This is a genomic window from Chryseobacterium sp. FR048 (assembly GCF_056844665.1).
On the sequence record NZ_JBXDSE010000003.1, the window covers coordinates 391,058 to 416,469 of the forward strand.

A 25,412-nucleotide genomic window follows, 5' to 3' on the forward strand; every position below is an offset into this window, starting at 1 on the left:
AATGCAAAATTGCTAAAAAAGTTTGATTTTTGGATGTTAAAATTATCATAATTTTAAATAAACCCTCAATATTCTATTTTATAAAAATTTACACCTGATAATCAGTAGGTAAACTTTTGAATATATTCCTCTCTTTTAGCCTCAGAAATGCCTAATACCTGTTGAATGTAAACATCTGTAGAGCCATATTTTTTTTCGATCTCCCCAAAAGCTGCATCAAGGTATCTTTTCTCTACCCAACTCAGTTTTTCCAGAACCTGCAAATCCATCTTCGGATACAGGAAATGTAAGGTATTGGCCAGCCGAAGTCTCTTCTCTACTAAAGGCTTTCTGAAGTTGTTGGATAAGAGGTATTCATTATAGATGGTTGCTTTATCAAACTTCAATATGGTAAGGATTAAAGCTGTAGTAATACCCGTTCTGTCTTTACCCGCCGTACAATGGTAAAGAATCGGATGATCAGACTCCAGAATTTCTGTAATGATCGTCTTTATTGTCTCCGGATTCTCAGTCACATATTCACGATAAAAGTCGATCATTCTTTTATCGGCATCTGAGGCATTCACTTTTCCTTTGAGAACCAGTTTTTTTGCCTGAGCAAGCTGATCTCCTTCATCTTCAAAAGCTGAATATTTCTTATAAATGATCCCGTCAGGAAGTTGGTCAGGTTTCTGAGCTATTTCTTTTGAGTTGCGAAGGTCGATGATTTCCTTTATCCCAAGCTTTTCAAAATCATTAAAAGATTTCTTTTTAAGCTTATGAAGATGGGCACTTCTGAAAAACTTACCTTCTTTTAAAGTTCTTCCTTCAGCATTCTTAATACTTCCTACTGTTCGGAAATTGGTAACTTTTTTGATCCTGATGACTTTCTCAGTTTCATTTTTTCCATATTCCGGGGTTTCAAAATGCTGTGTTTTGCATGAGAAAATACAGAATAATGAAAGGGTAACAGCTGGTATTTTGATTAATTTATTCAATCTTTTTTTATTTAAACACAAAAGGTACAAAAGTTTATTTTAAAACACTTGAGTACCTTTTGTAGTTTAATACTTATTTTAAGTTTTGGCTGAAGCCAATGGATCTTATTTCATTTTTATTAAACGGGCTAAAGCCCGTTTCTATTGAATGGGACCGATGAGGTTTTATTTAAAATTCTATTACAAATAATTTTTCCCGATAAAAATCAACAGGTCTCCTTTTTCATAAGTAATGGAAACCTCGTCTTCAACCGCAAAGTTTCGGGTTCCGATTCTTGAGGTAATGTTTAGACTTCCATTCTCCAAAGGCCAATTTAGTCCCTTCATTGTAATATTTTCAGCTGCAGGAAACGGATATAGGGAAACCATTTTATCTTTTATTCCTTTTAGCACAAAGTTTTTAGGAATGAAATAATAGGTTGAAAACTCATCATAAAACTTGACTTCCAATTGATCTTTAAAAGCATAAGCAACCGTCAGATTTCCTAGAAAATGATCCTGCTCGCCTCCACTTCCACCAAATACATCAACATTCTTTCCTCCCCTTTCAATAATAATATCCAATGCTTTATAAAAATCGGTATGATTCTGATCCGGTGTATGGATAAATTTTTCCTGATAAATATTTTCATCCGATCCGGAATGAGAATCAAAATCTCCGGAAATAAAATCCAGTTTATCTAAAGGGAATCCCAGTCTCTTAAGATAGTGGAAAGCACCGTCTGTACAGGCAATCAAATCATAGAGCTCCGGATTCGGAAAAGTTTTCGGGGCTTCTCCATTGATGAAAAGTAATACTTTTTTCACGTTCATTTAAATTCTCTTCATTATCTCTCGTTCGGATTCCAGTACTCCTCTGATTCGTTATTCAGTTTCGAAATATATCTTGCTAACACAAAAAGATAGTCTGAAAGTCTGTTTAAATATTTGATCAGTTCCGGACGTACTTCTTCGGATTCATTTAAAAATACCAATGAACGCTCTGCTCTTCGGCAAATGGTTCTCGCTGCATGTAAAAAAGTAGCAGGTTTTCCGCCTCCGGGAAGAATGAAATATTGTAGCGGCTCTAATTTTTCGTCAAAAGCATCCATCCACTGTTCCAGTTCTTCAATTTCAGTTTCTGAAATAATGATCGGAAGACGTGATTTTCCGTTCGCCAACATCAATTTATCTACGGGCGTAGCGGCTTCTGACCCTACTGTAAACAGATCAAACTGTATTTTTTTCAGTTGTCTTAAAACTTCTTCGTCTTCAATATGGCTTTTTGCAATTCCGATGAATGAATTCAGCTCATCTATATTTCCGTAGCTGTCTACTCTGGCACTGGCTTTGGAAACTCTCGTTCCGCCATAGAGTGCCGTTTGACCTTTATCTCCTGTTTTTGTATAAATTTTCATACGACTAAAATAGTTTTTTTTGTACAATGTAAAAAGTAAAATACTGAATGATGTGCCTCTGAACAGATTTAACTACAAAATTTTGAAACACTTAAGTTATTTTAAGGGACTACTAACTGTCTGAAAAGGACACATAAGTTTCCTTAAAATCTCCGATTTTCACCAGAATTCTATTTAAAGCAGCCATATTCCCTTCCTCCGAAAATTCAAAGAATTTTTGACGGGGTGGTCTTTACCGTACCCTGATAAAATACCACAATAAGCTCTTCAATTCCAGCTCACAATACCTCTAAAAAATGGCCGGAAAACCGGCCATATCCAAATTATTTATTTACCTCTACGTACTGTATGATGGTCTGATTTTTTGGGTTGTAGATGATTGTACTACTGTTTGGAAATCTCATCAGTTTATAATATTCAATACTCTTATCATTCTTAATATCTTCCAGGAAGCTGGTATCAAAAGTATTTTCTGGAAGAAATTTGGACATGAAACTTAATTTGTCTACTATACTTTTTCCGTCGATCTTACGGGCTTTTTTTTCAGACTTGCTTTCATCCGAAGTGGGCTGCCCTTCCAGAAAAGGAAGTAATACAGCAATATCAGCTTTGTATTTGAATATATATCCCTCCGGTCTTCCGGGAATTTTGATTTTCTTTCCCTTTTCTTCGGTAACAATACTATTGCCTGTAGTAGGAAAAACCTCGTTAAATTTTGCGTCCTGGGAATTCGTTAAAGAGTTGATAGATTCATTAACTGTTTTTTTTACCGTTTCTTCAACCGCCTGCTGGGCTTTCTGCTGCACCTTTTCGGTGGTTTCCTGAACGGTCTGATCTATTTTTTCTTCAATTTTATTGCATGATACTAATAAAAAAGGGGTCATAACAGGCAAAATATACTTCTTCATAATTCTAATTGGTGAATTTCTTTTTATTAATATACTTTCTTCTAACGGAAAAGTAGGTTCGGATATTTTAGCAAAGAAAAAAATATTTTTTCAATTTCAAAAACACTGCTGACAAACTGTTGTCATCACTCCCTCTTACCTTTGTATCAGCAATAAACAAAAACCATACAATTATGACAAGTACAGCCACAGTTACAAAACAATTTATGACTACTGATCAATTATTAAAAGACTGGCAGGGACACAGAAACCTGACAAGAAGAGTGATTGATGCTTTTCCTGAAAAGGAATTATTTGAATTCTCAGTGGGAGGAATGAGACCTTTTGCCAAAATGGCAACCGAACTGATCAGCATCGGCGGAACGGCCTTAAAAGGAATTGTTGAAGGGAACACCGAAGCTTATACTGAGGAAGGTTTTAATCCCAAAACAAAAGAAGACATCTTAAAAAAATGGGACGAGGAAACTGAAGTTATCAACCACTATTTTAATATGATCTCTGAAGAGCGTTTTCAGGAAACATTCAATCTATTCGGGCAATATGAATTCCCGGTATATGAGAACATTCTCTATTTTGTAGATAACGAGATTCACCACCGTGCCCAGGGATATGTTTATCTGAGAGCTTTAGGAATGGAACCGCCTTTCTTCTGGGAGAGATTTTAATTAAAGTGAAAATGCTGATTCGCAAAAAGGCGAAAAGGATAAAAAGAAGGTAGTTTGCTAATACAAAATATAATTAATCATCTTTTGTAAGCTCAATGTAATCGCAGACTCTTATCAATCCCATTAAAAAAGCCTTTACACTCAATCTGCATTTTTACGATTTTGCAATTTTGCTCTTATTAATCAACCATTTCATCTATTTGCCTCAATAAAGTCACTATAACCTCAACAACATCTGTTGGGGTTTTTATCTGTGCCTGTCGGTCATCTTTACAAGAAGCTCGTTCAGCCGTATACGGAGACTTTCCGGCTCAAGAACCGTAGCGTAATCAGCAAAAGTAATCAGCCATCGTGGAAATCCATCATTGATCCATTCGGTTTCAAAGGTAAGTTCCATCCCCTGGTCTGTTTCTACTTCTTCAATGAGTCCATAGTATTTTTTTGAGTTCACGAGGTGAGACATGATTTTTTTATCCACCAAAAGTTTAGCCTGCACTTTATTCCCGTGAGATTTCCTATAGTCATTGATTTGCCCATATTCCTGCAAAAAAGGAGTCTGTGTTTTGGAAATCTGCTGAATTCTGTCTACTCGGAATTGCCTGAAATCTTTTCTCAGGATGCAATAGGCCATGATATACCAAAAATTGAATTCAAAGAAAATTCCCACTGCTTCAATAGTTCTGTTGCTGATCCTTCCATCTACCGTCTGGTATTCTATGTTCAACTGGGTTTTCTCTGCGATGCTTTCAAGAATAATTGGAATAACATTTTTCAATGAATCCCCAGAATGGGCATGAGCACTAAAAACATCAATCTGCTTTTCAATATTCTGAATCAGATTCTTATCCGAGTGTCTCAATACCGAACGTACTTTCTCCATGGCCACCTGATAATGGTTTCCTAAACTCTGATGGGAAAACTTCTGCATCAGCTTTTCTGCAGTAATGAAACTCAATACTTCTTCTTTGGTAAACATGATCGGCGGGAGCTTGTACCCTTCCATTAAAGAATAGCCGTTTCCAGCTTCTCCCACAATAGGAATACCCGCATTTTCGAGGGTTTTCACATCCCGGTAAATGGTTCGTATGCTGACGTCAAATTTCTCTGCCAGATCCTGTGCCCGTACTACAGGTTTAGATTGTAATTGCGTAAGGATAGCAGTTACCCGGTCCAGTTTTTTTAGATAATGGTCGTTCATATTGCGTCAACAAAGCTAAAATTCTTTTTTGAGGTACAGCTTATCATCTACCAGCTTTTTCAATTAATTTTCTTTATAGGTATTGACGAGTTTATCCAGATTTAAACTACGGGCTGATGCATCAAAAATTTCACGGTAAGTTCCGTCTTTATTATAAAGTTCATCATGGGTTCCATTTTCTACGACTCTTCCTTTTTTCATGACATAGATGGTATCTGAATCTAAAATCTGGGATAGAGAATGCGAGATAATAATTACGGTTCTTCCTGTTTTGATGGCATCCAGTGAATTTTTAATCTGCTCCGTGGCAATAGCATCCAGACTGGCTGTGGGTTCATCAAGAAAGATGATCGGAGGGTTTTTCAAAAATAGTCTTGCAATGGCAATTCTCTGCTGCTGGCCTCCTGAAAGCTGTGTAGCATCATGTTTATACCCATCGGGAAGATCCATGATCTGATCGTGCAGATAAGCTTTTCTGGCCGCTTCTTCTATCTGTTCAAAACCGGCATTCATATCTCCGTACCGGATATTATCCTCAATACTTCCCTGAAAGATGTGATTCTTCTGGAGAACAAGCCCTAAATCGCTTCTCAGAAAAGTATTGTCGTACTCATTCAGATCTACTCCATCAAGTACAATTTCTCCGGAATCCGGAAGATAGAATTTACATAAAAGATTGATTACCGTAGACTTTCCTGCTCCACTCAATCCAACCAAAGCTGTTGTTTTTCCGTTTTCAATTTTCATGGAGACGTTATGTAAAGCTTTCGTTCCATTAGGATAGGTAAAATCTACATTTTTCAGTTCGAAAGTTCCTTTGATCTCTTTTTCTACGAAATTTCCGTTGGCTTCTGTTTCGACATCAGCATTTAAAATTTCAAAATAACCTTCGGCATAGATCATGGCATCATTCATATCATCATAGATCCTGTGCAGCTGGCGGATAGGTGCTGATACGTTGTTGAACAGCATAATATGAAGCATAATGGCTCCAATGGTCATTTGCTGATCCAGTACCAGATAAACGGTCAGAAGAATAATCAGAACGACCCCGAACTGCTCGATGAATGTCTTTAACCCATCGTAAATAAAATTGGTCTTTCTGGTGAACATCTGGCTTTCCATCAGTTGCATCTGAAGGTCATACTGTTTTTTACCTTCAAATTTTTCACGGACAAAACTTTTAATTACCATAATTGAATTGATCAGATTCAGAAGCCCTGAAGTTTTTTTCTCTCTCTGGTTTCTGAGCTGTCGGCGTACTCCGCTCAGTTTTTTGGCCTGAAGGGAACTTATATAAAAATAGATCGGAACAATAATCGTAGAAACCGCTCCCACGTACACATTCTGCATGTACATGATGATCAGGGCAATGATGGCATTGGAGAATAAAGGCAGAATATCAATGAAAAAGTTCTGAACCAATTTCGTCAGACTTTCGATTCCACGGTCTATTCTGATTTGTAATTTTCCGGATTCGTGGTTTTCATCGTTAAAATAAGCGACTTTATAAGTTAAAATCTTATCAATCGCCGACTGTGCCAGGATAGAACTTACATTAATACGGATCTTTTCGCCATAAAATTTCTGTCCGAAATTGATAAAGATATTTAAAAGCTCTTTCCCCAATAAAATTACTGAAATGACAACCAGAATATGAATACCTTCTGTCATCGGATGAGGAAGATGGGTAAGCTTCGTCACCTCATCTACGGTATATTTCAGGACAATTGGGTTTACCTGTGCTGCAAGTGCCCCTAAAAAGGTAAGAAACAGCGTTCCATAAATCATTAATCGATACGGTCTGATAAAGGGGACAAGCTGCTTATAAATTCCGAATAAAGTAACGGTTCTGTTGAAAGGTTTTGCCATAGGAATTATTTAAACTGAAAAGCGTACCGTTTTCAAAAGAAAAAGGTACGCTTTTATTATGATTTTCAGGCTAAAATCTCTGATTTATTTGATTCCTAAGAGCTTTTTAAGGGCCGGATCTTTTTCACTGATTTTTTTGATTTGTACTGCTCCTCTTGAAGGGATCAATGCCAGCCAGTATCCTTCACTATTTCTGAACAGATAGAAGGTTGACGAAACAGGGTTTCCTACTCCGCACATAGGCCATGAACCTTCGTATACTGCAAGAAGTTCCACGTTTTCACTTTTAATGATCCTAGAGTTATTCTTATAAATATAATTCTTATCAGCCAGAAATTCATTAAACGGCCGTACAGAACCCGGATCTATTCCTTTTAGAATAATTAATCCATCACCATAAGAATACAGATATACATTATTTTTATCTTTATAATAGCTATATGTTCCCTCGATTTTTTCAAAGGTGTCAGGATCTGCTGAGGTTTCTTCATTTCCCCAATAGATTTTATTATTGACCTTTCCCAGGAGAATTCTGTAAATTGTTTTCAACTGAACAGAACCATTAATTTTGATCAGATCTCTTTCCCGGTTCTTTACCAGATCAATCTGTTCCTGAGTCAGGTTGTCAAAAAAGCCTGTAGTTTTGTTATATGCCTGGTCTTTATAGAAAAGATACTCATCCATTTTATCACTTATAAAAACATTGCTGTTATCCGGAGGTGTGGAATAATGAAACGGAATCTTTTTAAGAAGAAAATCTCTATTGTTATAAACTCTCTCATACACTCCATTTTTATCATAACAAAGTCGTTGTTTACTGATCACTCCAAAACTTGGAATATCCAGTTGAACCCCTTCTAATAAAGTATTATATGAAAATAGATTCTTCCCATCTGTAATATAGCTGTCCATATAATAATGATCATACCATATTTTTATCTTATCAGCATTTGCAACGTCAATAGGCAATATTTTTTCTCTACAATAGATGTGATTTTTATCTTTAAAATAGGGACCTTCCAGGTGAACAAAAGTAGCAGCATCAGCATTTTTCACAATATTACCATGTTCATATACATGATCTTTATCTTTAGAAAAATAGCCCGAAAGAGTAACAAACGAAGAGGGATCTGCACCGGAAAAAATATGATCTTCAAAATAAACATGGTTTTTATCCTTAGAATGAAATTCTCCCAGCTGAATAAAAGAATCAGCATCACTTTCCGGAATAGATACTTTGAAACTAACACTCTTTACAAGACTGTTCTTCACCTTAGCGAAATAAGGACTGAGATATTGCAACTGCTCGCCTTCAAAAAGATACTTTTCTCCCCATTCATACATTCCGTTTTTATCATAACATCGTTCTGATCCCAGAAGTACAACCGTATGAATATCGATGTCAGTCAATTTATCATAGTAATATACCCGATCATTAAATTGATAATATCCTTTAGTAGAATTGTTTCCTTTAGAGTCTTTAAGAGGAGTAAATTCGGAAGCTTTAAAGTTTTTAAGCTCAGTAAGATTTTTATAAATTGCTTTTTGAGTTCGCCATAAAGGGCCGTCATTCGTGAGCCCGATAAATTGATAGCCTAATGTATCTGTTTTCACAAAATCACCATTCACAAAGACTCCATCTTTATTTCTGGCCATCCCTGCTTCATTGCTATTACTAGAAAAAGTAAACGATTTCGTATCAGCTTTGACCACCTTTCTTGTTCTTTTATCTTTTTGATAAACAATAAAGTGATCATTGATCAAATAGGTGTAGGAGGCCAGCTTAGGATTCTCCTCAACCAATAAATCAGGATTAATAACCGGAGCCTTTATGGAATCGGTTTTCTGAGCATATGTTTTTATTGAAAAAACAAAAGATAAAAGAAGTAGAAAATACCTCATCATGCCAATGTATGTTATGGCACTAATATAGTAATTTCAAAGATTTTGCATCCGTTTTACTATTTTTTAAAAAAAAGATTAGTAAAAAGCAAAAATAAGCAAAACGATTAATACCGTTGCTATACAATGCTTTATAAAACAGTAGTCTTAGTTTGGAACTCGGTGTCCGATAGGTTTTGGGCTTAAAAATACAAGGTTAGGTTACTAATTCGTTACCGATTAACAAAGGCAACTATATAGCTTAACTGATTATATTTCAGTATTTTGCACCCCTTTTTACATTCCCTTGTAACTCAATGTAATTTAATTTTAAACATTAAACATTTGAGTTATGGAACAGACAAAAAAGTCCACGTTCAAACTGCTTTTCTACCTGAAAAAGAACGAACTGAAAAAGAACGGGAATGCACCAATTATGGCACGTATTACCATTGATGGAACAGCTAAAACTTTGGGAACAAAGTTAGAAATAAACCCCAATAATTGGGATTTAAAGTACGGAAGAGTTGAGGGTAAAAGTGCACAAGCATTGGGCATTAATAAAAAACTCGATAATATACGTGGGCGTATCGACAAGATTTATGAAGATATGCTGAAGCACGAGGGCTTTGCTACCGCCCAAAAAGTAAAGCTCTCATTCTTGGGTGTTGGTGTAATGGATGATGCGATATTAAAAGTCTTCAACGACCAAAATGAGAATTTTAAAAAATTGGTCGAAAAGGAAGAACGCTCACAAAGTACCTATAACAAGTATATAACAGTTTACAATCATCTTACCACATTCATAAAGGAACGCTATCATCGTGATGATATGGCTTTTCGGGAACTGACTGCCGATTTTATCCGTGAATTTGATTTTTACCTCCGGTACGATTTACAGTCTTCGCATAATACAGTTTGGGTTTACACGATGCCTGTATTAAGTCTGGTGGAACTGGCTATTAAGAAAGGCTTGATACGTGATAATCCGTTTCAGGATTACGAAATCAATATGGAAGAAACCGACAGGGGTTATATCCTTAAAGAAGATGTAGAAAAACTGATGATGTGCGCACCATCGCACCCACGGTATGAACTTGTAAAAGACCTTTTTATTTTCAGTTGTTTTACCGGACTTGCTTATGCGGATATTAAAAAACTGACAAGGAACAACATTCAATCTTTCTTTGACGGTCATCAGTGGATTATCAGCAGAAGAAAGAAATCAGATATTTCTTCCAATGTTCGCTTAATGGAGATACCAAAACGTATCATTGAGAAATATCAGGGTACTACAAGGAATGAATTTATCTTTCCGGTTCCGACCAATGTAACCTGCAATACTCACGTAGGTAAATTGATTGTCGAAGCGGAAATCATTACAGAGCAAAAAGTAACCTTTCACACGGCAAGGCATACTTTCGGAACAATGTTTTTGACCGAGGGCGTACCTCTTGAAAGCCTTAGTAAAATGATGGGGCATAAAAATATTTCCACCACACAGATTTACGCCAAAATCACAAGCCAAAAAATCAGTAAGGATATGGATTTAGTTGCCCCAAAATTTCAGGCTATGGAAGATGCGTTTATTATTAAAATGGAAAGCGAAGAAGTAGCATTATTGAATGAACACACAAACGCAGATGTAATTTACGATACCGGAGAAATTACGGTTTAAAAATTAGTGTATTCTTTACTTATCAGTTTAAAGCAGGATTTAACTATCCTGCTTTTTTTATGCCCTTACTTTTCGATTACTCCCACCTCTGTTTCAGGCTCTCATAGCCTGGTCATTTATTCCATAAAAATTAGAACAAAATATTTCCACAATCAACCGGTAAAAAGGCAGCTAAGTTATAGCGGGCAGCCACCGCACACACCCACCAAGAAAAAAAATGAATGAACGGTTTCCCCCTAAAGGAACCCCCATTAAATCATTTTTTTTCTTGGTTTTCGCTATTGCCCGCTTGGATTATCTGCTTTCTTTTTTCCGGTTTTTCTTTTGGAAAAAATTATGCGAAGCGAAGCGGAGCAAACCACAACAGGAAGCAGGAAACGAGAAAAGCGAACGTAACAAAATGTAAAACTTTTAAACAGGACGATTATGAACATCACAGGAAGACTGACAAGGGATGCGGAAGTACGCACAACGTCAAACGGAAAACAAGTAGTAAACTTTTCAGTAGCGGTAAACGACAGCTACAAAACCAAACAGGGCGAACGAGTGGAGCAAACCGCCTATTTCGACTGCTCATATTGGAGAACCCCGAACGCAGTGAAGATACTCACTAAAGGTCTATTGGTAGAACTGACTGGCAGGGTAAGCACAAGAGCGTGGGTAGGCAAAGACGGAGAAGCAAAGGCAGGTTTGAACTTTCATACCTCCGACTTCAAACCGCTAGCAGGAGGCAGGAGAGCCGAAACTGTACAGGCTACTGCACAATCTGAAAGTAACGGATTTACAACGCAGGGAACAGAAGACGACCTCCCATTTTAACAACGAGTATTAATCATTTTTTAACATCAAAATTTTAAGAATTATGGCACATAATATCAATTTCAACGAGAGAACAGGACGTTATTCATTTTTCAGCGTTCAGCAAAAAGCGTGGCACAACTTGGGGCAAATCGTGGAACAATACCCGACAAGTGAGGAAGCTATCAAATATGCAGGGTTAGATTACGAAGTCGTAAAATCCCCACTATTTACAAAAGGTTCGGGCATTATCGAAACTGCCAACGGCATAGAGATAGGCAGTAGCGAATTAGAAGTACCTAACTATTTCGCCAACATACGCACCGATAACAATGCAGTATTGGGCGTAGTTGGTAAGGATTATCACATTGTACAGAACCGTGAAGCCTTTAATTTCTTTGATGCTATTGTAGGTGGTGGCGAGGGCATTCTCTATGAAACCGCAGGAGCGTTAGGCAACGGAGAACGCATTTTTATCACAGCCAAATTGCCCGACTATATCCGTGTAGGTAATGGCGATGATGTAACGGAAAAGTACATTTTCCTAACCACTTCACACGATGGTAGCGGAAGTATCACAGCCGCATTTACGCCTATCAGAATTGTTTGTCAAAACACCTTAAACGCTTCGTTACGCAGTATGACCAATGTAGTCCGTATCAAGCACACTTCGGGGGCAAAACAACGTATCGAGAATGCTCACAAGATTATGGGACTTGCCAACACATTGAGCAACCAATTAGAGGGCATTTTCAACGAATGGGCAAAAGTAAAGGTAACAGACCGAGAGGTAAGAAAGCTAATACAGTTGGCACTTTGCCCAAACAAGGAAACGCTTGACCTCATCAAAAAAGGTGCGGAAGATGAAATTTCCACCGTGTTCAAAAATACCGTTGAGGACGCATTTGCATACGCTATGATAAGCGACACACAGCAAATGGACACCACCAAAGGCACATTGTTCGGAGCATACAACGCTGTTACAGGCTACTATCAGAATGTAAGGAACTACAAGAATGACGAAGCCAAGTTGCAGAGCATTGTATTGGGTGGTACTGCCCAACTGAAATCGCAGAAAGCATTTGAACTGTGTACCGCATTTGCTTTGGACGGTGCGGAAATCCTAAACCTTAATTAAATAACAACAGGCTACCGCCTTAATCGGTGGTAGCCTTATAAAACAACGGATATGAAAGCAAAAACAATAGAGGAAGCAAAAAGTATGGCTAAAGACAAGAGCCTTGAAACACAATACAAAGACGAAGCTATTTACATCATCTATTGCAGTAGAACCGAGTATTTCTATGTAGATACCAATAGCCTAATACGACTTTGGGAACAGCTATTTGGCTATTATGAAAATGGAGTTTATACCGCTGAAAAATCACACTCATAAAGCTATGCAAGTAACAGATTTGAACGGTTGCCCCATTGAGATAACAAACCTTAAAGAAGCCATTAAAATGGCAAGGCAATATAAAGAGTACCGACACGAGGACAAAAGTTTTTCAGAGTTCGACAAAAAGCTAAAAGCCTATTGGACGGATATGTTTGAGAAACTGACAACAATCAAAAAACGATTAGACGAAACTTTAAAATTTTAGAACAATGAACACAAATTTTTTCAATCAGATACAGCAGTTGGACTTTACAGGAGTTTTACAACTGAACATTTCAAAAGGAATAGAAAGCAACTTAATCGTAACAGTATTGCTCAACAACGAACAATGCGGAGATAGTGCCAAAAACCTTATTCCCCCATTGACATTTAACGCCACACCCCAAGAGTTTGACGAGGGATTTTTTGAGCAGATAACCACACCTATACAAAAGGTATCGGGCTTAATGGTGGATATGGAGAAATTCTTAAAGCAATTGGAAGAAGTTAAAAAGCAATCAGCAATCGAGAAAGAAAAAGCCGAAAAGGAGAAAAAGGAAAAAGAAGCCAAAGACAAGAAGTTTAAAGATGCTATGGCAAAGGCTGACGAGTTGGAGAAAGAGGGCAAGTTCCGTGATGCGTGGATGAAAGTACCCGATATAACGGAGTTCCCCGAAAAAGCGGACGAGATACGCAAGCGTAAAACATCATTGTCCGACAAGTTTGCCACACCAAGCCTTTTCGGGGCAATGGAAGAAGCAAAACCCGAACCGCAAAAAGAGGAAGAAGTTACTGCCGATTATCCTATTGATGAAGCGGACGAAGAAGAACAGTATTAACATTTAAAAACGACCATTATGTTATTAGCAACCCAATTAGAGCGAGTATTTATCCTCAATGATAAAGGACAGGACATCAGATTGACCGACCCAGAACCACGTTGGAGCGTGGAAGCCGTAATGAATTTTTACGCCAATATGTACCCGATTTTGACAACAGCAAAAGCATCCGCACCGCAAATCAAAGATGATGCGGTAGAGTACAAATTTGAAAGCGTAATGGGTACGAAAGGTTAAACAAAAATTATAAAACGATGAATTATGCAACGCTATATCATATCGGGAACAATCAGCATACCCGAACAGAAACGACAACAGCAGTTACACCGACAGTTGGGCGAGTTCGCCAATTGGCTACAAAGACCAAAGGACGCAAACCAAGTGCAGAAAGACAAGCAGAAATCCGTACCAATAGCAATGCTACCAATGGTATTCTAAAGTGTACGTTTCTGCCTAAACTGAAAATAGCACAATCCTTACAGGCTTGTCAGAAAACGGAGAGGGATTTTTACAAGTCCCTTTCCCGACTTGCTGAACATTACAGCATTGAGCCAATGCAGACCAAAGATTTTGATTTTCCATACAATATAACATTGTCTATGTGGGATATGGAAACCAAAGTAAAACGTACCAACATAAATTGGGATAGTTTCAAATTGGTACAGGATAATAAGAAAACCTTTTTTGTGAGCGAGGAAAGGTATAATGTAGGTACAACCTTGTATTATATTCCTATTGCACCACTCTTTAAAATGCTCAAAGACCCGAAGCGTAAAAAGACCGCACAGCTACTTATATCGGTATGCAGTTATCTGTACCATATTGCCGATGTGCCGTATTACAGACAGGAAGACAGCTATTTGTATTGGTTATATGAAACGCACAAAGATTGGGTAGAACAGGACGAGGAAACGGACGAAACCGAAACGTATAAAAGTGAGTTGAAAAATGCCGAATATATTGGCGACAATATAGAACAGAAGCTATTTAACCGTATCAATCTAAAGGTATTTGAACAGCGTTTGAGCCGATTTAAAAGCTTTGATACATTCGACAGGGAATGTTGGCAAGTTGCTTGTAATGCCTTTGCCCTTTATACGGAATATCCGAACGCAACCATTTTCAGAAATGCACCATTGCCCGAAGAAGACCCCTATAATGATGATTACGAAAATGAAGCAATCGGAATGGAAAAGTATATCTCTTTTATTTCCGATACCAAAGGTTGGTTATATGAAAGCCTTAAAGAAAGCATCAACAACGAGTTTAACGAGTGCGGAGTATTGGAAGAACCGACCATTTGCAAATCCTTTGACGGAAGCAAAATAAAGACAAACAACCTTGATTTTGAGAACCGACTGTTTGCCCTATTGGACGACCTCTGTACCCTATTGTATGACTATAAAACAACAGAAAAATGAACACCGTAAACGACTTAACCCAAGATTTCGGAACATTATATTATCCAAAATCCGCATTGGTTTTCTATGAAACCAAAGGAACAGATACAGCAATGTACGTGGAGCATTTCGATATGGATAGCAACGGAACGCCTACCAATGCCCACCCATTGACAGTAAAAGAAGCCAACGTATTGGTAAAGGCTTTACAGACCGATGAAGAAAAGAACACAGCTTTTTTAAAGCCAAATGGAATTTTGCCGACCAATATTCTGCATATCAGTCCGAGCGAAAAAGGTACGGTGCTATGGTACACGAAAGCACAGCAAAGACAACTGTATTTTGTAGATAGTTTGGGCATACCCAACGGAAAGGCACAAGTACCACCAATGCTTTGGTTAGCGAGCAAAAGCAGTCTTACTGTATTTGCTTTGGCAAGCGACAGAAGACCTACCGAGAAAACGCCATTGCATTACGTCCCATTTTTCAATATCTACGAAAAGGGCAACGTATGTATGGGTACTGTTAGTATTGACATCAAAAATTCGGCTTCGGTTGAGGAATTTATACAGGCGTGGGAACATTATTTTTTCAATTCCTATTTCAGCCATTCATTATGCGAAAACTTGACGAAAAAAAACATTGTAAACCTTTGGAAAGACCTTATCAGCACAGATAAACCCTTTCCGAAAGAAGTATTAAAAAAGAATAACAAAACCCTTAAAAATCTATTGTGATGAATACAGCAAAAACAGCAATCCATTTTACGGACAATTATCTGCTCAATCCGACCAATCCGATTTCGGTAAACCTTATCGGAGCAGGTGGCACAGGCTCTAAGGTACTGACCGCTTTAATGGAAATTAACGAGAGCTTGATAGCATTAGGACACGCAGGGTTGCAAGTCCGCCTTTGGGACGATGATGTTATCACGAATGCCAATTTAGGCAGACAGCGATTTTTTGAATGCGAAATAGGATTGTACAAATCCGTTGCTTTGATAAACCGTATTAATCGTTGTATTGGTACAAATTGGAAAGGCGAAACGGTAAAATTTGAAAAGGACAATTTTGGCAGAATGCCCGAAAAAGCAAGGGCAATCATTACTATTACTTGTGTGGATAATGTACAGGCAAGGTTTGGTGTTGCTGAAATTCTTAAAGAAATAAGTTACCGCAGACACTACCAAGATGAACCAAAATATTGGTTGGATTTTGGCAACAGCCAAGATACAGGACAAGTGCTACTATCTACTATCGGAGAGATAAAGCAACCCAATTCAGAGAAATACCAAACGGTGGCAAGCCTGCCATTTGTTACCGATGAATTTGGCGAATTGCTGAAGCAATCCGAACAAGAGGACAACACGCCAAGTTGCTCACTTGCCGAAGCGTTGGAACACCAAGATTTGTTTATCAACTCATCATTGACCCAAATGGGTTGTTCTTTGCTGTGGAACTTGTTTCGCAGGGGAATGACCGAATACAAGGGATTTTTTCACAATCTGAAAGATTTCCGCACCCACCCGATAAAAGTTGCCTGACCCGAAAAGTCGGGCGGCAAAAAGACAGATCCTCCCGATGGTCGGGGCAGTCTTTTTGCATCAAATCGGTGCAACCCCTTTGTTAAAATGCACTCCTGCACAATTCCCTTTCCTTACATTTTACCAAACAGATTGCGACATTATTGCGTGGGATATTCTTTATCCCAATGATTAGGTATGCAATGACTTCTTTTCTTTTCACATAGGCGACCAAAGAAAAGAAGCAAAAGAACGCCGCTTGATTAGAATAGATATTTTACGCTATTATAATTGGAACGTTACTTATTGCTGAAATATTCCTGTGCAATTTCCGCTACTCCCACACTAAAATATCTACCGCTATTGGTAACAACGTCAATAGCTTTTTTAAAATCGTCTGCATCACTACCTATGAGCAGATAACCTGCAAAACCAATTTCTAAAAGAGGTTTTACGGCTTTTTCTGCATCAATATCACTATGTGCAATCAGTTTAATGGTTGGATATTGTGTCCTTAATTCTTGAAGCTGTGCCAGCACGTTCTTATCGTAAAAATCAAGGTCTATAAAACAAACTTTGGGAAGTGATTTTAATGCAGATAATTGAGATAATCCGTCTTTAATGTTTTCCGAACGGAATAATATATCAATTCCAAAATTAAGGAGGTCATTGTAAATAATATCTACAATCGGGCTTTTATCGTTGATAAATGCAATGCTGATTTTTTGGAGGGAGTTTACAGTGTTCATAATATCAGTTTTAATATTAGTGAAGCCCTGCACAAAAAAAAGCGCAGGCAACTACACTCATCGATACTACGGCACTGGTACGCCAAACCCCGAATAAGCGAGCGCCCACGCCATAACGTGAGCGTTCTTACTTATTGCCTCGGGGTTACAAAAAATTACCAGTTTTTAGTACCAAGACCTAAAGCAAAAACACTTTAAGTATTTCTATATTTTACATAGCAAATATACTAAACCCATTTCGATAGAACCATAGTCACGCAAAATTTATTACAAACAATGTTTGTTATTGGATATATAATTCTGCTCCAGTATGTTCATTAAGTCCATTTCTTTATAGATTATCTTGCCCCCTATCTGTATAAACGGCAGGATATTATCGTCACGGTATTGCTGTAAAGTCCGTTTGCTGATATGGAGCAGCTTGCACACATCTTCGCCCGACAAATAAATTTCTCCGTTCATTACAGGACGATAGTTTTTCAGTATTTCTTCGATACGGCTTCTTAACTGTAATATCATCGCCTTTTGTTCGATGACTTCTTCAGCTTCATTGGTCAGTAAATCCATTGACATCTGTATTGTACGGCTGTCCGGCTTCGAGCAAAGCCTGTACGTCCGTGAGTTTATAATAATTCTTGCGGTTCAGTTTGGAATAAGGCAATAACCCTTTGTCCTTATAGGTCTGTAAAGTCCGTTTAGTAATGTTCATCATCAAACACACTTCCTGGTTATCGAGCCATTTTTCCGCTTTGAAAATCGGCGTGTATTTTCTCGTGACTTTTTCGGTCATTTCCAAAAGTTCCCTTAGCTCATTCTTCATTCCGTCAAATGCGGATTTTTGTATTGCGATAACTTCCATAATCTGCTCAATTTTTCTGTGGAAGTCGAATTTATAAAGGCTTATTACAGGGGTGGAAAATGTGGTATTGATTGGCGTTGAAAGGCAGTATTTGGCAGTTTACTTTTGCCGCAAACAAAAAAATCGGATAACCTTTTGGCTATCCGATTTTTTTACTGCTATTTGGAAATATTAATTGTATGTTGACTGGAATGTCCGTAGTTTAGTTTTAAAGCCGTTTTTCCAATTAGAATAGTCTGTAATATCTTGGTCAATTTCTGGTTTATTTGGTAACAATGGAATTGTTGAAGTCCCCCCATCGTGTTCTGTTACGGAATACTTTCCGAATAAGTTTAGAAGAAAATCAACATCTGTTTGCTCTGTAACAATATAACTTGATAAATTACCTTTTTTTAGATGAATGTTTTTTGAAAATCGTTCGTAAGTTTTATTTGATAAAACTTCTTCAACAGAACGTTCTAACAACATTCTAAATCTTTTTCTTGCAGAATCAAGTTTAGTTTCTCGTCCGTGTGCATCAGTTAATATAAGAGCATCGTGTTCTGTTAGTATCCTTCTGATAGAATCAACTCTTTCTTGCACATTTTTAGCTAAATATGGAATCTCGTCTGTAACGATACCACTTATCCCATTGTATTTGTCAATTCCTATTACCGTGCAGTCCGTTGATGTTATTGCTTTATGAGTATCTATAAGCAAACGTAAAAATGATAGGTCGTGAGTAAATACAACTATCTGTCGGTTTTGTGATAGTTGAACAATTTTATCCGAAATTTTATCCCTATTATCCATATCCAAAGACGTAACAGGGTCATCAAATATTATCGTATTTAGACGATTGTCAATCGTACATTCAGCTAAAAAGTTTGATAAGGCAATAATTTTTTGTTCGCCCTCACTTAAAATTGAGTTGATTGAATCATTAATTCCGTTTAAGCCACATCTTTGATATGTATTTCCTTGACTCGTTCTCGTTTTTGAAATCAAAACTTTACTTGCTAAATCACGATTGAAGAAATTGAGATGAGAAACAAATTCTTGATGCTGCAAACTTACGGCTTGGTTTTCCATTAGTTCACCAATTTTGCGTGAAACACCATTGGTTGCGAGTTGTGATTGACAAGTGTTTATCCAAGATTTGTATTTATGTTCGTCAAAGTATTGAAGTATAGCCATTTTGTTGTTAAACAAAAATTCTTTTGCTGATAGTTCATTAAGTTCAGAAACTAAGGTGTTTCTATTTTGTAGAAGCTGATTGTTCTGTGCAATCTCGGCATCAATTCTTGGAATTATGCTTGTTATACTTGGTGTCAGAGGTTGTAAACTTATGTTTAGGTCGCCACCATTTTGCAAAAAAGTAATAATTGAATTTCTGAATGTAGCGACTGAATTAGCAAACTGGTTATAGCTATCTCGAAAATTTGGTATCAATTGCTCTAACTCTGCAAGGTTTTCAATTGGTGGAATGACCAACGAATTGTATAAGTTTAGCTTTCCCTGAATTGTTGAGTTAATTAAATTTAGCTGTGTAGAAACGTCATTTAATACAAATTGATTGAAAGTTGTCAATCTTTGTTGTGCCGTTTCGTCAAGTTCTTGTTGGCACAACACGCATTTTTCTAATGAAACTAAAGATGGGAAATTTTGACCGTCTGAAAGATTTGAGCTATGTGCATAATTTCTTGCAGCTTCCCACAAAGTTCGCCAAGGATTTGTGCCAAATCCTTCTAACGTGTTTACGTTTTGTAGTTGCGTTGTCGCAATTTGATACGCTTGATTAACGCTTTCAAAAGTGTTTCTATTTGCTATTAGTTCGTTTAAGTTTTGTTCGTTAAATAATGTTTCAATTTGTGAAAATTGTTGTATGTAGCCGTTAATCCGTGTTCGCTGATTGGTTAAGTTTGTAATGTTTTGTTGAGGATTTTGTGCTGTTGTTAAAGTTGTAAGTTCTTGCTTTCTATTGATGTTTGCTTGGCTAAATTGGATGTATGAATCAACGTTTGTTCGTTGTAGATTTTCTATTGTTCCATACCATTGTGCTGTGGAGGTTTGAAGTAGATTTTGTGGCAACCCAGGTTTTTGTGTGTTGTAAGAAGCAACAGACGAACTAAAGGCTTGCGAAATACTTCCAAAGGTCGAAACCAATTTTTCTAAAACATCAATTCCTACAGGTTTATATTCTGTGGGATTTTCATTGTTGATGTAAATATCTCCGCAGTCGTTATCAAAAACAAAAAATGACTTAAGGATAGGATTGTTCGGACTATTTTCTGTCCAAGAAAAGCTAACGTTTGAACCATTGTCTTCTACAATAAAATCAACTTGTTGTTGATTAGAAGATGGATTAAAAACATTCTTTTTTAGTGTAACACTTGGATTTCTGCTCCAGCAAAGTTTTCTCAAAATACGTGAGTAGCTTGATTTTCCCGAACCATTTCCACCATAAACTATTGTCAAACCTGTATTGGAAAATTGTAACCCTCCTTGATTGTGTAAGGCACAAATATTAATGGGATTATTTAAGCTGATTAATTTGGGATAATTGCCACTTATCGCAATTGTTGTTGGAATGTGTGTGCTATGAAGCGGAATAGGGTTTATAGTAATTGTATTGTCACCACATTCTTTTTTTACCAATTGAACAAGTTCGTCAATGTCGTTTTGTGTAAGTGTTGTTGATGCGACAAGTCTTCGTAAAGCATCTTGAACAAACGCTGGTCTGCCTTGCGACCAATTTAAAATATCCTGATATATAGACATTGTTGATAGTATTATAGTTTAGGTTGTAAGGTTGTACTCTACATTTACAGCTAACACATTTATTATCCTACAAAAATAGTTAAATGATAAGTTTAGTTATGATTTATTGTCGGGATTGGCTGCTCTGTTTTAATTTCTTTTTTCTCACGGGAATAGACCCACAATGACAATAGCCCGAATATAATCAGCGCATAAGCTACCCATTTGCCAACCTTTTCAATCAATTTAATGAAAACCGAACTTTCATAAGATGAAAAACCCTCTGCTCCCATAGGGCTGCGCCTGTAAAACTTTCTTCGGTTAATCCAGTAACGAAGTCCCAAGCCTGCAACCAAAAATATTATCCCTATAACCAATGATGCAACCATATCCTCACATTTTAAATTTCACAAGTATAAATTTAAGAAATATTGATGAACCGGTAAAATGCTCCTAAGCATACGCTGTAAATAGAAAACGGCTTACCAATCAGATAAGCCGTTTTTATGAAATGACATACTACTTTTAATCGCTACTATTAAACTGAAAGCTCAATTGCTTTTCGTTCCCGGAGCTATCCGAAATCCAAACCTCAAAGGATTGTGATACGGTAGATGTTGAAGTGTAATACAACCTGAATTGTTCAGTTGGTAACGAATACAAATCGTTCGGCAGGTACGGCGGTTCATCATAATACCGAAGTGTGCCTTGTCCGTCAAACTGGAAATAGCGGAGATAGTATTGCGTGTTACTGTAATTACCGCTTCGCTGTATGGTTATGCGTATTTCTACTGTCTGCCCATTGGCAACATCTTTAGGCACTGGCATCACTTTGACCTCAAAAGGAAAATCGTTTTGTATTTCGAGTTCATCATCTTTGCTACAAGATACCAACGTAACCGAAGCTGTGAGGATTGCCAGCAATACATATATCGGCAGTAATCCCATTCTGAATTTATTGAATATTGCTATCATTGTTTTCTGTTTTAAAAGTTAAACCTTAATCCCACGCCTGCGGACGGTCGGAACTGTTCTAAGTCTGTACCCCAAAGGACTTTTGTACGCCCTTGCAGGACTAATACAAATCGGTCTGACAGGTACGTTTCAAATGTGAGCCGTCCACCAGCTCCGTAGATAAAATTGTCCTCGCTCAGTATCTTCGCTCCGTCATACAACATTGCTTCGCCCCGGTTAATGCTTTCATAACCGACTACGCCTGTTATTCCTAAATTCAGCGTAATGTTCTTACGGGCATCGCCCAACAAGTAGAAATTGTAACCACCTTCGGCACTATAAGTTTCCTGCGGTATGCGGAGGTCTTTATAGTCGTGGTATTGGTGCGTATATTCCAACGCCCAAAGCTGATAATTACCATTTTTGCCGTTTACGGTCATTGCTGCACTGATGTAATAATCATTACCAATCTTTTCATTGGATAGTACGCCTGCACTTATTTCCAACCCTCTTTGTTTTGGGAGCATTCTTTGTGCCTGTGTAACCGTGATGGCCATCAAGATGAGCATCACGGTATAGATATACTTTTTCATATAATTACTTTAAAAGGTTATTAAAATTTCAGGTGCATATCGTTAATCAAACGAGCCTTGATTAAATCGGAGTTTTCAACCTGAAGCGTTTGATGCCTGCCTCCGTTTTTCTCGAAAATCTCAATCAGCAGCACCTTGTCATCGGCAATGGTAAATTGGTCTAACAGGAACACGTTTTGTTCGGTTGTTTTACCGCCAATCTCATCCAATGGTTTGTAAGTCCTAAGCGGTATCATAGGGCGTTCCTGTACTACGGTACGTTTGGCTACCTTTTTATCCACCACTTTTAAATTCACAAAATCAATCTGAAATGGCACATTGGTACGGTTTCTCAATTCCGTATGGAAATAGTATTTGCCGTTGTGTATGTAAATGCCTTTGAGGATAAACTGAATACCGAAACTCTTAGCCCCGATATGCTTTACAATACGTTTGTCTTTCTTGTAAATCGTTTCCAACAGCAAGCCTGCCAATGACGGCGAATTGTTGCCCAGTTCCTCAAAAAGCACATCGTTACCGTTGGCTTTATCCACCGCTTTTTGCATTGTGAGCAGGTCGTAGCTCATTGCCTCCGGATAGGAACTGTAAAACACATTGAAGCTGTAAAAACGCCCGTCATTGGTAATGACTGAAAAATTGGTTTCGGGTTCAAAATCCCTTACCGATGCTTTTACACGCAACACGTTTTCCGCATCTTCCGCTTTCCCTGCAATCAGATATTCGCTACCTAAATCCACATAACGAATAGCGGTGGGGAAAATCAGGTGCGAAGTTTTATCGTAGGTCACTTCCATTTTATACGGTTCTATCTTGCCCAATGCAAGTTTAGTTCTTGCACTATCCTGTGCGTAAGACTGTACGGCAAAGCCGAGTATCAGGGCAAATGCCGAAAAGGTTTTTAAATGATTTTTCATTGTTTTATTTATTTGAGTTCAACATTATTTTTTAGATACAAGGAAGACCTGATGCCCCGCTTTTAGGGCAACTTTGGGTGTGCGTACCTTTTTAGCGAAATAGCCCGAAATACCCTGCACCACGCCACGGCTTAAATCAGCAGCAACCTGTTGCCCGGCATTCTGCGTGAGCATTATGCTTGTTCCCGAAGTCTGGCTCATATTGCCCGCCATTTCAGTAAGAGCGTTCATTTCGGGCGAATACGGAACGTACAAACCTTGCTGTCCGTCCAAATCGTAAATAGTAATATCAACCGGAATGATGTTACCCTCCAGTTCTATGGAGGTAACTTTTAGTTGTAATCTGCCATTCTGAAATTTAGCGTTAGCTGTTACAATCGTTCCCTTTGGAATGGTACGTTGAGGCGTTTGGGCAGGCTCTAATAATCGCAGTCTTACGCCCGTTTCGCCAATGACCGTTTGGGCATCGTGTACACAGGCTTTAATACTGTTTTTCGGTTGTACCACCTGCTCAATAGAACCAGCAGTATAAAAGCCACGATTTTTAGTTTGGCTCCAATCGGCTGCAAAGGCACTGTCCGTAGGCTCACGATACAAAGCGGAAACGGTGTTCTTTCTTGTAGGCGTGAATGCCACAAAATGCTCCTTTTGAGTTGAACCTGTGGTAGCCGTACCTGCATCCTTAGCAGGTGGGGCTTCTGTTGAATTTGTACCCGTTGGCAGATACTTTGCCGCCATTTGGTAGGATTTCTCCATCAGGGCAAGCTGGTCATCAACGGTTACAGGCTTAGGTACATCTTTTTCAGCTAACCGTTCTTTTAACTCATTCAGTTGCTTACGGAGTTCCGTTGTTTCAGCATTATCATCCTGATAAAATGAACCCAATGTACTTTGTGCATTGCGGTAACTGTTCAATGTCTGATTACCGTTCCTGCCCGAATTTCTGCCACCGCCATAACTGTTGCTTTCATCCTCTTCAGGGATTTCTTTCTCACTGTCCTGTGCGCTGTCCGTGTTCCAATAATCTGAAAGCGTTGCAAGTGCATTACGCTTTTCCTGCTCTTTGCGTTCCAGCATTTCCTGTTCATACGCTTTGCCTTTGTCGGCAGGCATTCCTGCTCCGGTAGCCTGTGGTACGGCATCGTTCAGCCCAATGTTCTCGATTGCCTTTTTATCTTCGGACGGTTTAAATATGAGGTACATACAACCCACGAAGACAATCCCCATTAAGCCAAAAATGAGTGGCTTTTTGAGCTTTTCGGCTTTGTTCTGTGTGCCGTCTTGCGGCACTTCAGCGGTTGCTGCCGGGTTCCCCTCCGTTACCCGGACAACCGATTTTTTGTTCTCATTTTCTTTCATAAATCTGATTTTTTAGAATTGTTGATAATGTGTCTTGCAATCTTGCAGGGCTTTCACTTTTTTTGAGGACAGGGTTTTCGATATGCCTGATGTTGATTGCATCATTGGGCTTGCCCGTATCGTACACTACTTTGCCGATAACCCCTGCGGTCAGCAAGAGATACCCCACAAAAAAGTACAGGGTATATTGGTGCTGTTTCCGTAAGGGCAATGACCGCCAACGTTCGTCCAGCTTGTCAAAGTACCTGTCCATATTTGCTCTTAATTTTTTCATAGCCTTACTATTTCTGTTGTTATAGCTTGAAACGTTTAGGGCTTTTAGCCGCCGTTTGCTTCGGCGCATCATTGACCAGTGCGACCGCTTCCATTAATTTGGGTGCGGATATGACTGACAGGTTTGCCAGTTCCGATTTTTTGAGTAATTGCCCAAAGCCGTCTTTCTTCGCTACCTCCATACGGCTAAGTGAGAATTTTCCATTCAGGTATTTTACCCACATACTACATTCTACACGGGGCTTGTCATCGCCTGACCATTGTAGGTAGCCTGTCAGCAGTAAGTCCTGCTTAGGCAAACTGTCTGCACCTTTTTGGCAGCTTTCGAGGTATTCGCCGATGCTGTCTTTCAGCTTTCCGGCATACGCACCCTGCGTATGGAAATACCCATTATATCCTTTGTCGGCAAGGATTTTTGCGAACGTGTTTAAATCTGATAATGCTTCCATAAAATTGTTT

At 38.3% G+C, this 25,412-nt stretch carries 29 protein-coding genes; 11 read left to right on the plus strand and 18 right to left on the minus strand.

Annotated features, from left to right (window positions below; all coding sequences use genetic code 11):
• Positions 1-101 precede the first annotated feature (101 nt).
• The 4 genes from AC106K_RS11075 to AC106K_RS11090 all read right to left on the minus strand — a co-directional run bounded on the left by AC106K_RS11075 (position 102) and on the right by AC106K_RS11090 (position 3,282).
• Entirely contained in the window at positions 102-977 is an 876-nt protein-coding gene (locus AC106K_RS11075; RefSeq protein WP_482445322.1) for a tyrosine-protein phosphatase, read from the minus strand.
• 180 nt (positions 978-1,157) lie between these two features.
• Positions 1,158-1,784 (minus strand): thiamine diphosphokinase, encoded by a 627-nt coding sequence (locus tag AC106K_RS11080; RefSeq protein ID WP_482445324.1) that lies wholly within the window; start codon positions 1,782-1,784, stop codon positions 1,158-1,160.
• A gap of 20 nt (positions 1,785-1,804) precedes the next feature.
• Complete coding sequence (locus tag AC106K_RS11085) at positions 1,805-2,374, minus strand: cob(I)yrinic acid a,c-diamide adenosyltransferase (protein ID WP_185287492.1); 570 nt, start codon at positions 2,372-2,374, stop codon at positions 1,805-1,807.
• A gap of 323 nt (positions 2,375-2,697) precedes the next feature.
• On the minus strand, positions 2,698-3,282 hold the full coding sequence (locus AC106K_RS11090) for a hypothetical protein (protein WP_482445326.1): 585 nt from the start codon (positions 3,280-3,282) through the stop codon (positions 2,698-2,700).
• Positions 3,283-3,455: 173 nt separating this feature from the next.
• On the opposite strand from AC106K_RS11090, the gene AC106K_RS11095 reads away from it, so the two are divergent.
• On the plus strand, positions 3,456-3,947 hold the full coding sequence (locus AC106K_RS11095; RefSeq protein WP_482445328.1) for a DinB family protein: 492 nt from the start codon (positions 3,456-3,458) through the stop codon (positions 3,945-3,947).
• Positions 3,948-4,194: 247 nt separating this feature from the next.
• Here AC106K_RS11095 and AC106K_RS11100 read toward each other — a convergent pair whose 3' ends face one another.
• The 3 genes from AC106K_RS11100 to AC106K_RS11110 all read right to left on the minus strand — a co-directional run bounded on the left by AC106K_RS11100 (position 4,195) and on the right by AC106K_RS11110 (position 8,922).
• Positions 4,195-5,145, minus strand: a complete 951-nt coding sequence (locus AC106K_RS11100) for a helix-turn-helix transcriptional regulator (RefSeq protein ID WP_482445330.1) — start codon at positions 5,143-5,145, stop codon at positions 4,195-4,197.
• Positions 5,146-5,208: 63 nt separating this feature from the next.
• Complete coding sequence (locus tag AC106K_RS11105) at positions 5,209-6,936, minus strand: ABC transporter ATP-binding protein (RefSeq protein WP_482445726.1); 1,728 nt, start codon at positions 6,934-6,936, stop codon at positions 5,209-5,211.
• A 165-nt stretch (positions 6,937-7,101) separates the two neighbouring features.
• Entirely contained in the window at positions 7,102-8,922 is a 1,821-nt protein-coding gene (locus tag AC106K_RS11110) for a DKNYY domain-containing protein (RefSeq protein ID WP_482445332.1), read from the minus strand.
• 328 nt (positions 8,923-9,250) lie between these two features.
• Between AC106K_RS11110 and AC106K_RS11115 the strand changes: the two genes are divergently transcribed.
• The 10 genes from AC106K_RS11115 (at position 9,251) to AC106K_RS11160 (ending at position 16,534) form a co-directional block, all read left to right on the plus strand.
• Positions 9,251-10,576, plus strand: a complete 1,326-nt coding sequence (locus AC106K_RS11115; protein ID WP_482445333.1) for a site-specific integrase — start codon at positions 9,251-9,253, stop codon at positions 10,574-10,576.
• Positions 10,577-11,002: 426 nt separating this feature from the next.
• Entirely contained in the window at positions 11,003-11,395 is a 393-nt protein-coding gene (locus AC106K_RS11120; RefSeq protein WP_482445335.1) for a single-stranded DNA-binding protein, read from the plus strand.
• A 43-nt stretch (positions 11,396-11,438) separates the two neighbouring features.
• Positions 11,439-12,512: a DUF932 domain-containing protein gene (locus tag AC106K_RS11125; protein WP_482445337.1), complete on the plus strand. Its 1,074-nt coding sequence runs from the start codon at positions 11,439-11,441 to the stop codon at positions 12,510-12,512.
• Positions 12,513-12,563: 51 nt separating this feature from the next.
• Positions 12,564-12,770: a DNA-binding protein gene (locus AC106K_RS11130; protein ID WP_081623201.1), complete on the plus strand. Its 207-nt coding sequence runs from the start codon at positions 12,564-12,566 to the stop codon at positions 12,768-12,770.
• A gap of 4 nt (positions 12,771-12,774) precedes the next feature.
• Positions 12,775-12,978: a hypothetical protein gene (locus AC106K_RS11135; protein ID WP_026357465.1), complete on the plus strand. Its 204-nt coding sequence runs from the start codon at positions 12,775-12,777 to the stop codon at positions 12,976-12,978.
• Positions 12,979-12,982: 4 nt separating this feature from the next.
• Positions 12,983-13,591 (plus strand): PRTRC system protein E, encoded by a 609-nt coding sequence (locus tag AC106K_RS11140; protein ID WP_113660664.1) that lies wholly within the window; start codon positions 12,983-12,985, stop codon positions 13,589-13,591.
• 18 nt (positions 13,592-13,609) lie between these two features.
• Positions 13,610-13,828, plus strand: coding sequence for a PRTRC system protein C (locus tag AC106K_RS11145; RefSeq protein WP_055133022.1), 219 nt, complete (start codon positions 13,610-13,612; stop codon positions 13,826-13,828).
• A gap of 17 nt (positions 13,829-13,845) precedes the next feature.
• A complete protein-coding gene (locus AC106K_RS11150; protein WP_482445340.1) occupies positions 13,846-15,012 on the plus strand; it encodes a hypothetical protein in 1,167 nt (388 codons plus the stop codon).
• Positions 15,009-15,728 carry a PRTRC system protein B gene (locus tag AC106K_RS11155; protein WP_482445342.1) on the plus strand — a complete coding sequence of 240 codons (720 nt, stop codon included), beginning with the start codon at positions 15,009-15,011 and terminating at the stop codon, positions 15,726-15,728. Before AC106K_RS11150 ends, AC106K_RS11155 begins: the two co-directional genes overlap by 4 nt.
• Positions 15,728-16,534, plus strand: coding sequence for a PRTRC system ThiF family protein (locus tag AC106K_RS11160; protein WP_482445344.1), 807 nt, complete (start codon positions 15,728-15,730; stop codon positions 16,532-16,534). Before AC106K_RS11155 ends, AC106K_RS11160 begins: the two co-directional genes overlap by 1 nt.
• Before the next feature lie 278 nt (positions 16,535-16,812).
• Here the strand turns inward: AC106K_RS11160 and AC106K_RS11165 are convergent, their stop codons facing one another.
• The 11 genes from AC106K_RS11165 to AC106K_RS11215 all read right to left on the minus strand — a co-directional run bounded on the left by AC106K_RS11165 (position 16,813) and on the right by AC106K_RS11215 (position 25,402).
• Complete coding sequence (locus tag AC106K_RS11165; RefSeq protein ID WP_482445346.1) at positions 16,813-17,262, minus strand: response regulator; 450 nt, start codon at positions 17,260-17,262, stop codon at positions 16,813-16,815.
• A 267-nt stretch (positions 17,263-17,529) separates the two neighbouring features.
• Positions 17,530-17,829 (minus strand): helix-turn-helix domain-containing protein, encoded by a 300-nt coding sequence (locus tag AC106K_RS11170; RefSeq protein ID WP_482445348.1) that lies wholly within the window; start codon positions 17,827-17,829, stop codon positions 17,530-17,532.
• On the minus strand, positions 17,810-18,121 hold the full coding sequence (locus AC106K_RS11175; RefSeq protein WP_482445350.1) for a helix-turn-helix domain-containing protein: 312 nt from the start codon (positions 18,119-18,121) through the stop codon (positions 17,810-17,812). Before AC106K_RS11175 ends, AC106K_RS11170 begins: the two co-directional genes overlap by 20 nt.
• Before the next feature lie 171 nt (positions 18,122-18,292).
• Complete coding sequence (locus tag AC106K_RS11180; protein WP_482445352.1) at positions 18,293-20,881, minus strand: AAA family ATPase; 2,589 nt, start codon at positions 20,879-20,881, stop codon at positions 18,293-18,295.
• A gap of 92 nt (positions 20,882-20,973) precedes the next feature.
• Complete coding sequence (locus AC106K_RS11185; RefSeq protein ID WP_132776723.1) at positions 20,974-21,249, minus strand: molybdenum ABC transporter permease; 276 nt, start codon at positions 21,247-21,249, stop codon at positions 20,974-20,976.
• Between the two features lie 136 nt (positions 21,250-21,385).
• Positions 21,386-21,835 carry a DUF3872 domain-containing protein gene (locus AC106K_RS11190; RefSeq protein WP_482445354.1) on the minus strand — a complete coding sequence of 150 codons (450 nt, stop codon included), beginning with the start codon at positions 21,833-21,835 and terminating at the stop codon, positions 21,386-21,388.
• Between the two features lie 11 nt (positions 21,836-21,846).
• Complete coding sequence (locus tag AC106K_RS11195; RefSeq protein WP_482445356.1) at positions 21,847-22,407, minus strand: conjugal transfer protein TraO; 561 nt, start codon at positions 22,405-22,407, stop codon at positions 21,847-21,849.
• 20 nt (positions 22,408-22,427) lie between these two features.
• A complete protein-coding gene (gene traN, locus AC106K_RS11200; protein WP_482445358.1) occupies positions 22,428-23,321 on the minus strand; it encodes a conjugative transposon protein TraN in 894 nt (297 codons plus the stop codon).
• 24 nt (positions 23,322-23,345) lie between these two features.
• A complete protein-coding gene (gene traM / locus AC106K_RS11205) occupies positions 23,346-24,680 on the minus strand; it encodes a conjugative transposon protein TraM (protein WP_482445360.1) in 1,335 nt (444 codons plus the stop codon).
• Positions 24,667-24,954 carry a nitrogen regulatory IIA protein gene (locus AC106K_RS11210; RefSeq protein ID WP_482445362.1) on the minus strand — a complete coding sequence of 96 codons (288 nt, stop codon included), beginning with the start codon at positions 24,952-24,954 and terminating at the stop codon, positions 24,667-24,669. The genes traM and AC106K_RS11210 overlap by 14 nt, the downstream gene beginning before the upstream one ends.
• 19 nt (positions 24,955-24,973) lie before the next feature.
• A complete protein-coding gene (locus AC106K_RS11215; protein WP_482445363.1) occupies positions 24,974-25,402 on the minus strand; it encodes a hypothetical protein in 429 nt (142 codons plus the stop codon).
• Between the last annotated feature and the right edge of the window lie 10 nt (positions 25,403-25,412).

Coding starts and splice junctions, on each gene's coding strand:
- AC106K_RS11085 (WP_185287492.1), bottom strand. CDS start 2,374: ATGAAAATTTATACAAAAACAGGAGATAAAGGTCAAACGGCACTCTAT.
- AC106K_RS11090 (WP_482445326.1), bottom strand. CDS start 3,282: ATGAAGAAGTATATTTTGCCTGTTATGACCCCTTTTTTATTAGTATCA.
- AC106K_RS11095 (WP_482445328.1), top strand. CDS start 3,456: ATGACAAGTACAGCCACAGTTACAAAACAATTTATGACTACTGATCAA.
- AC106K_RS11100 (WP_482445330.1), bottom strand. CDS start 5,145: ATGAACGACCATTATCTAAAAAAACTGGACCGGGTAACTGCTATCCTT.
- AC106K_RS11105 (WP_482445726.1), bottom strand. CDS start 6,936: ATGATTTATGGAACGCTGTTTCTTACCTTTTTAGGGGCACTTGCAGCA.
- AC106K_RS11110 (WP_482445332.1), bottom strand. CDS start 8,922: ATGATGAGGTATTTTCTACTTCTTTTATCTTTTGTTTTTTCAATAAAA.
- AC106K_RS11115 (WP_482445333.1), top strand. CDS start 9,251: ATGGAACAGACAAAAAAGTCCACGTTCAAACTGCTTTTCTACCTGAAA.
- AC106K_RS11120 (WP_482445335.1), top strand. CDS start 11,003: ATGAACATCACAGGAAGACTGACAAGGGATGCGGAAGTACGCACAACG.
- AC106K_RS11125 (WP_482445337.1), top strand. CDS start 11,439: ATGGCACATAATATCAATTTCAACGAGAGAACAGGACGTTATTCATTT.
- AC106K_RS11130 (WP_081623201.1), top strand. CDS start 12,564: ATGAAAGCAAAAACAATAGAGGAAGCAAAAAGTATGGCTAAAGACAAG.
- AC106K_RS11135 (WP_026357465.1), top strand. CDS start 12,775: ATGCAAGTAACAGATTTGAACGGTTGCCCCATTGAGATAACAAACCTT.
- AC106K_RS11140 (WP_113660664.1), top strand. CDS start 12,983: ATGAACACAAATTTTTTCAATCAGATACAGCAGTTGGACTTTACAGGA.
- AC106K_RS11145 (WP_055133022.1), top strand. CDS start 13,610: ATGTTATTAGCAACCCAATTAGAGCGAGTATTTATCCTCAATGATAAA.
- AC106K_RS11150 (WP_482445340.1), top strand. CDS start 13,846: ATGAATTATGCAACGCTATATCATATCGGGAACAATCAGCATACCCGA.
- AC106K_RS11155 (WP_482445342.1), top strand. CDS start 15,009: ATGAACACCGTAAACGACTTAACCCAAGATTTCGGAACATTATATTAT.
- AC106K_RS11160 (WP_482445344.1), top strand. CDS start 15,728: ATGAATACAGCAAAAACAGCAATCCATTTTACGGACAATTATCTGCTC.
- AC106K_RS11165 (WP_482445346.1), bottom strand. CDS start 17,262: ATGAACACTGTAAACTCCCTCCAAAAAATCAGCATTGCATTTATCAAC.
- AC106K_RS11170 (WP_482445348.1), bottom strand. CDS start 17,829: ATGGATTTACTGACCAATGAAGCTGAAGAAGTCATCGAACAAAAGGCG.
- AC106K_RS11175 (WP_482445350.1), bottom strand. CDS start 18,121: ATGGAAGTTATCGCAATACAAAAATCCGCATTTGACGGAATGAAGAAT.
- AC106K_RS11180 (WP_482445352.1), bottom strand. CDS start 20,881: ATGTCTATATATCAGGATATTTTAAATTGGTCGCAAGGCAGACCAGCG.
- AC106K_RS11185 (WP_132776723.1), bottom strand. CDS start 21,249: ATGGTTGCATCATTGGTTATAGGGATAATATTTTTGGTTGCAGGCTTG.
- AC106K_RS11190 (WP_482445354.1), bottom strand. CDS start 21,835: ATGATAGCAATATTCAATAAATTCAGAATGGGATTACTGCCGATATAT.
- AC106K_RS11195 (WP_482445356.1), bottom strand. CDS start 22,407: ATGAAAAAGTATATCTATACCGTGATGCTCATCTTGATGGCCATCACG.
- traN (WP_482445358.1), bottom strand. CDS start 23,321: ATGAAAAATCATTTAAAAACCTTTTCGGCATTTGCCCTGATACTCGGC.
- traM (WP_482445360.1), bottom strand. CDS start 24,680: ATGAAAGAAAATGAGAACAAAAAATCGGTTGTCCGGGTAACGGAGGGG.
- AC106K_RS11210 (WP_482445362.1), bottom strand. CDS start 24,954: ATGAAAAAATTAAGAGCAAATATGGACAGGTACTTTGACAAGCTGGAC.
- AC106K_RS11215 (WP_482445363.1), bottom strand. CDS start 25,402: ATGGAAGCATTATCAGATTTAAACACGTTCGCAAAAATCCTTGCCGAC.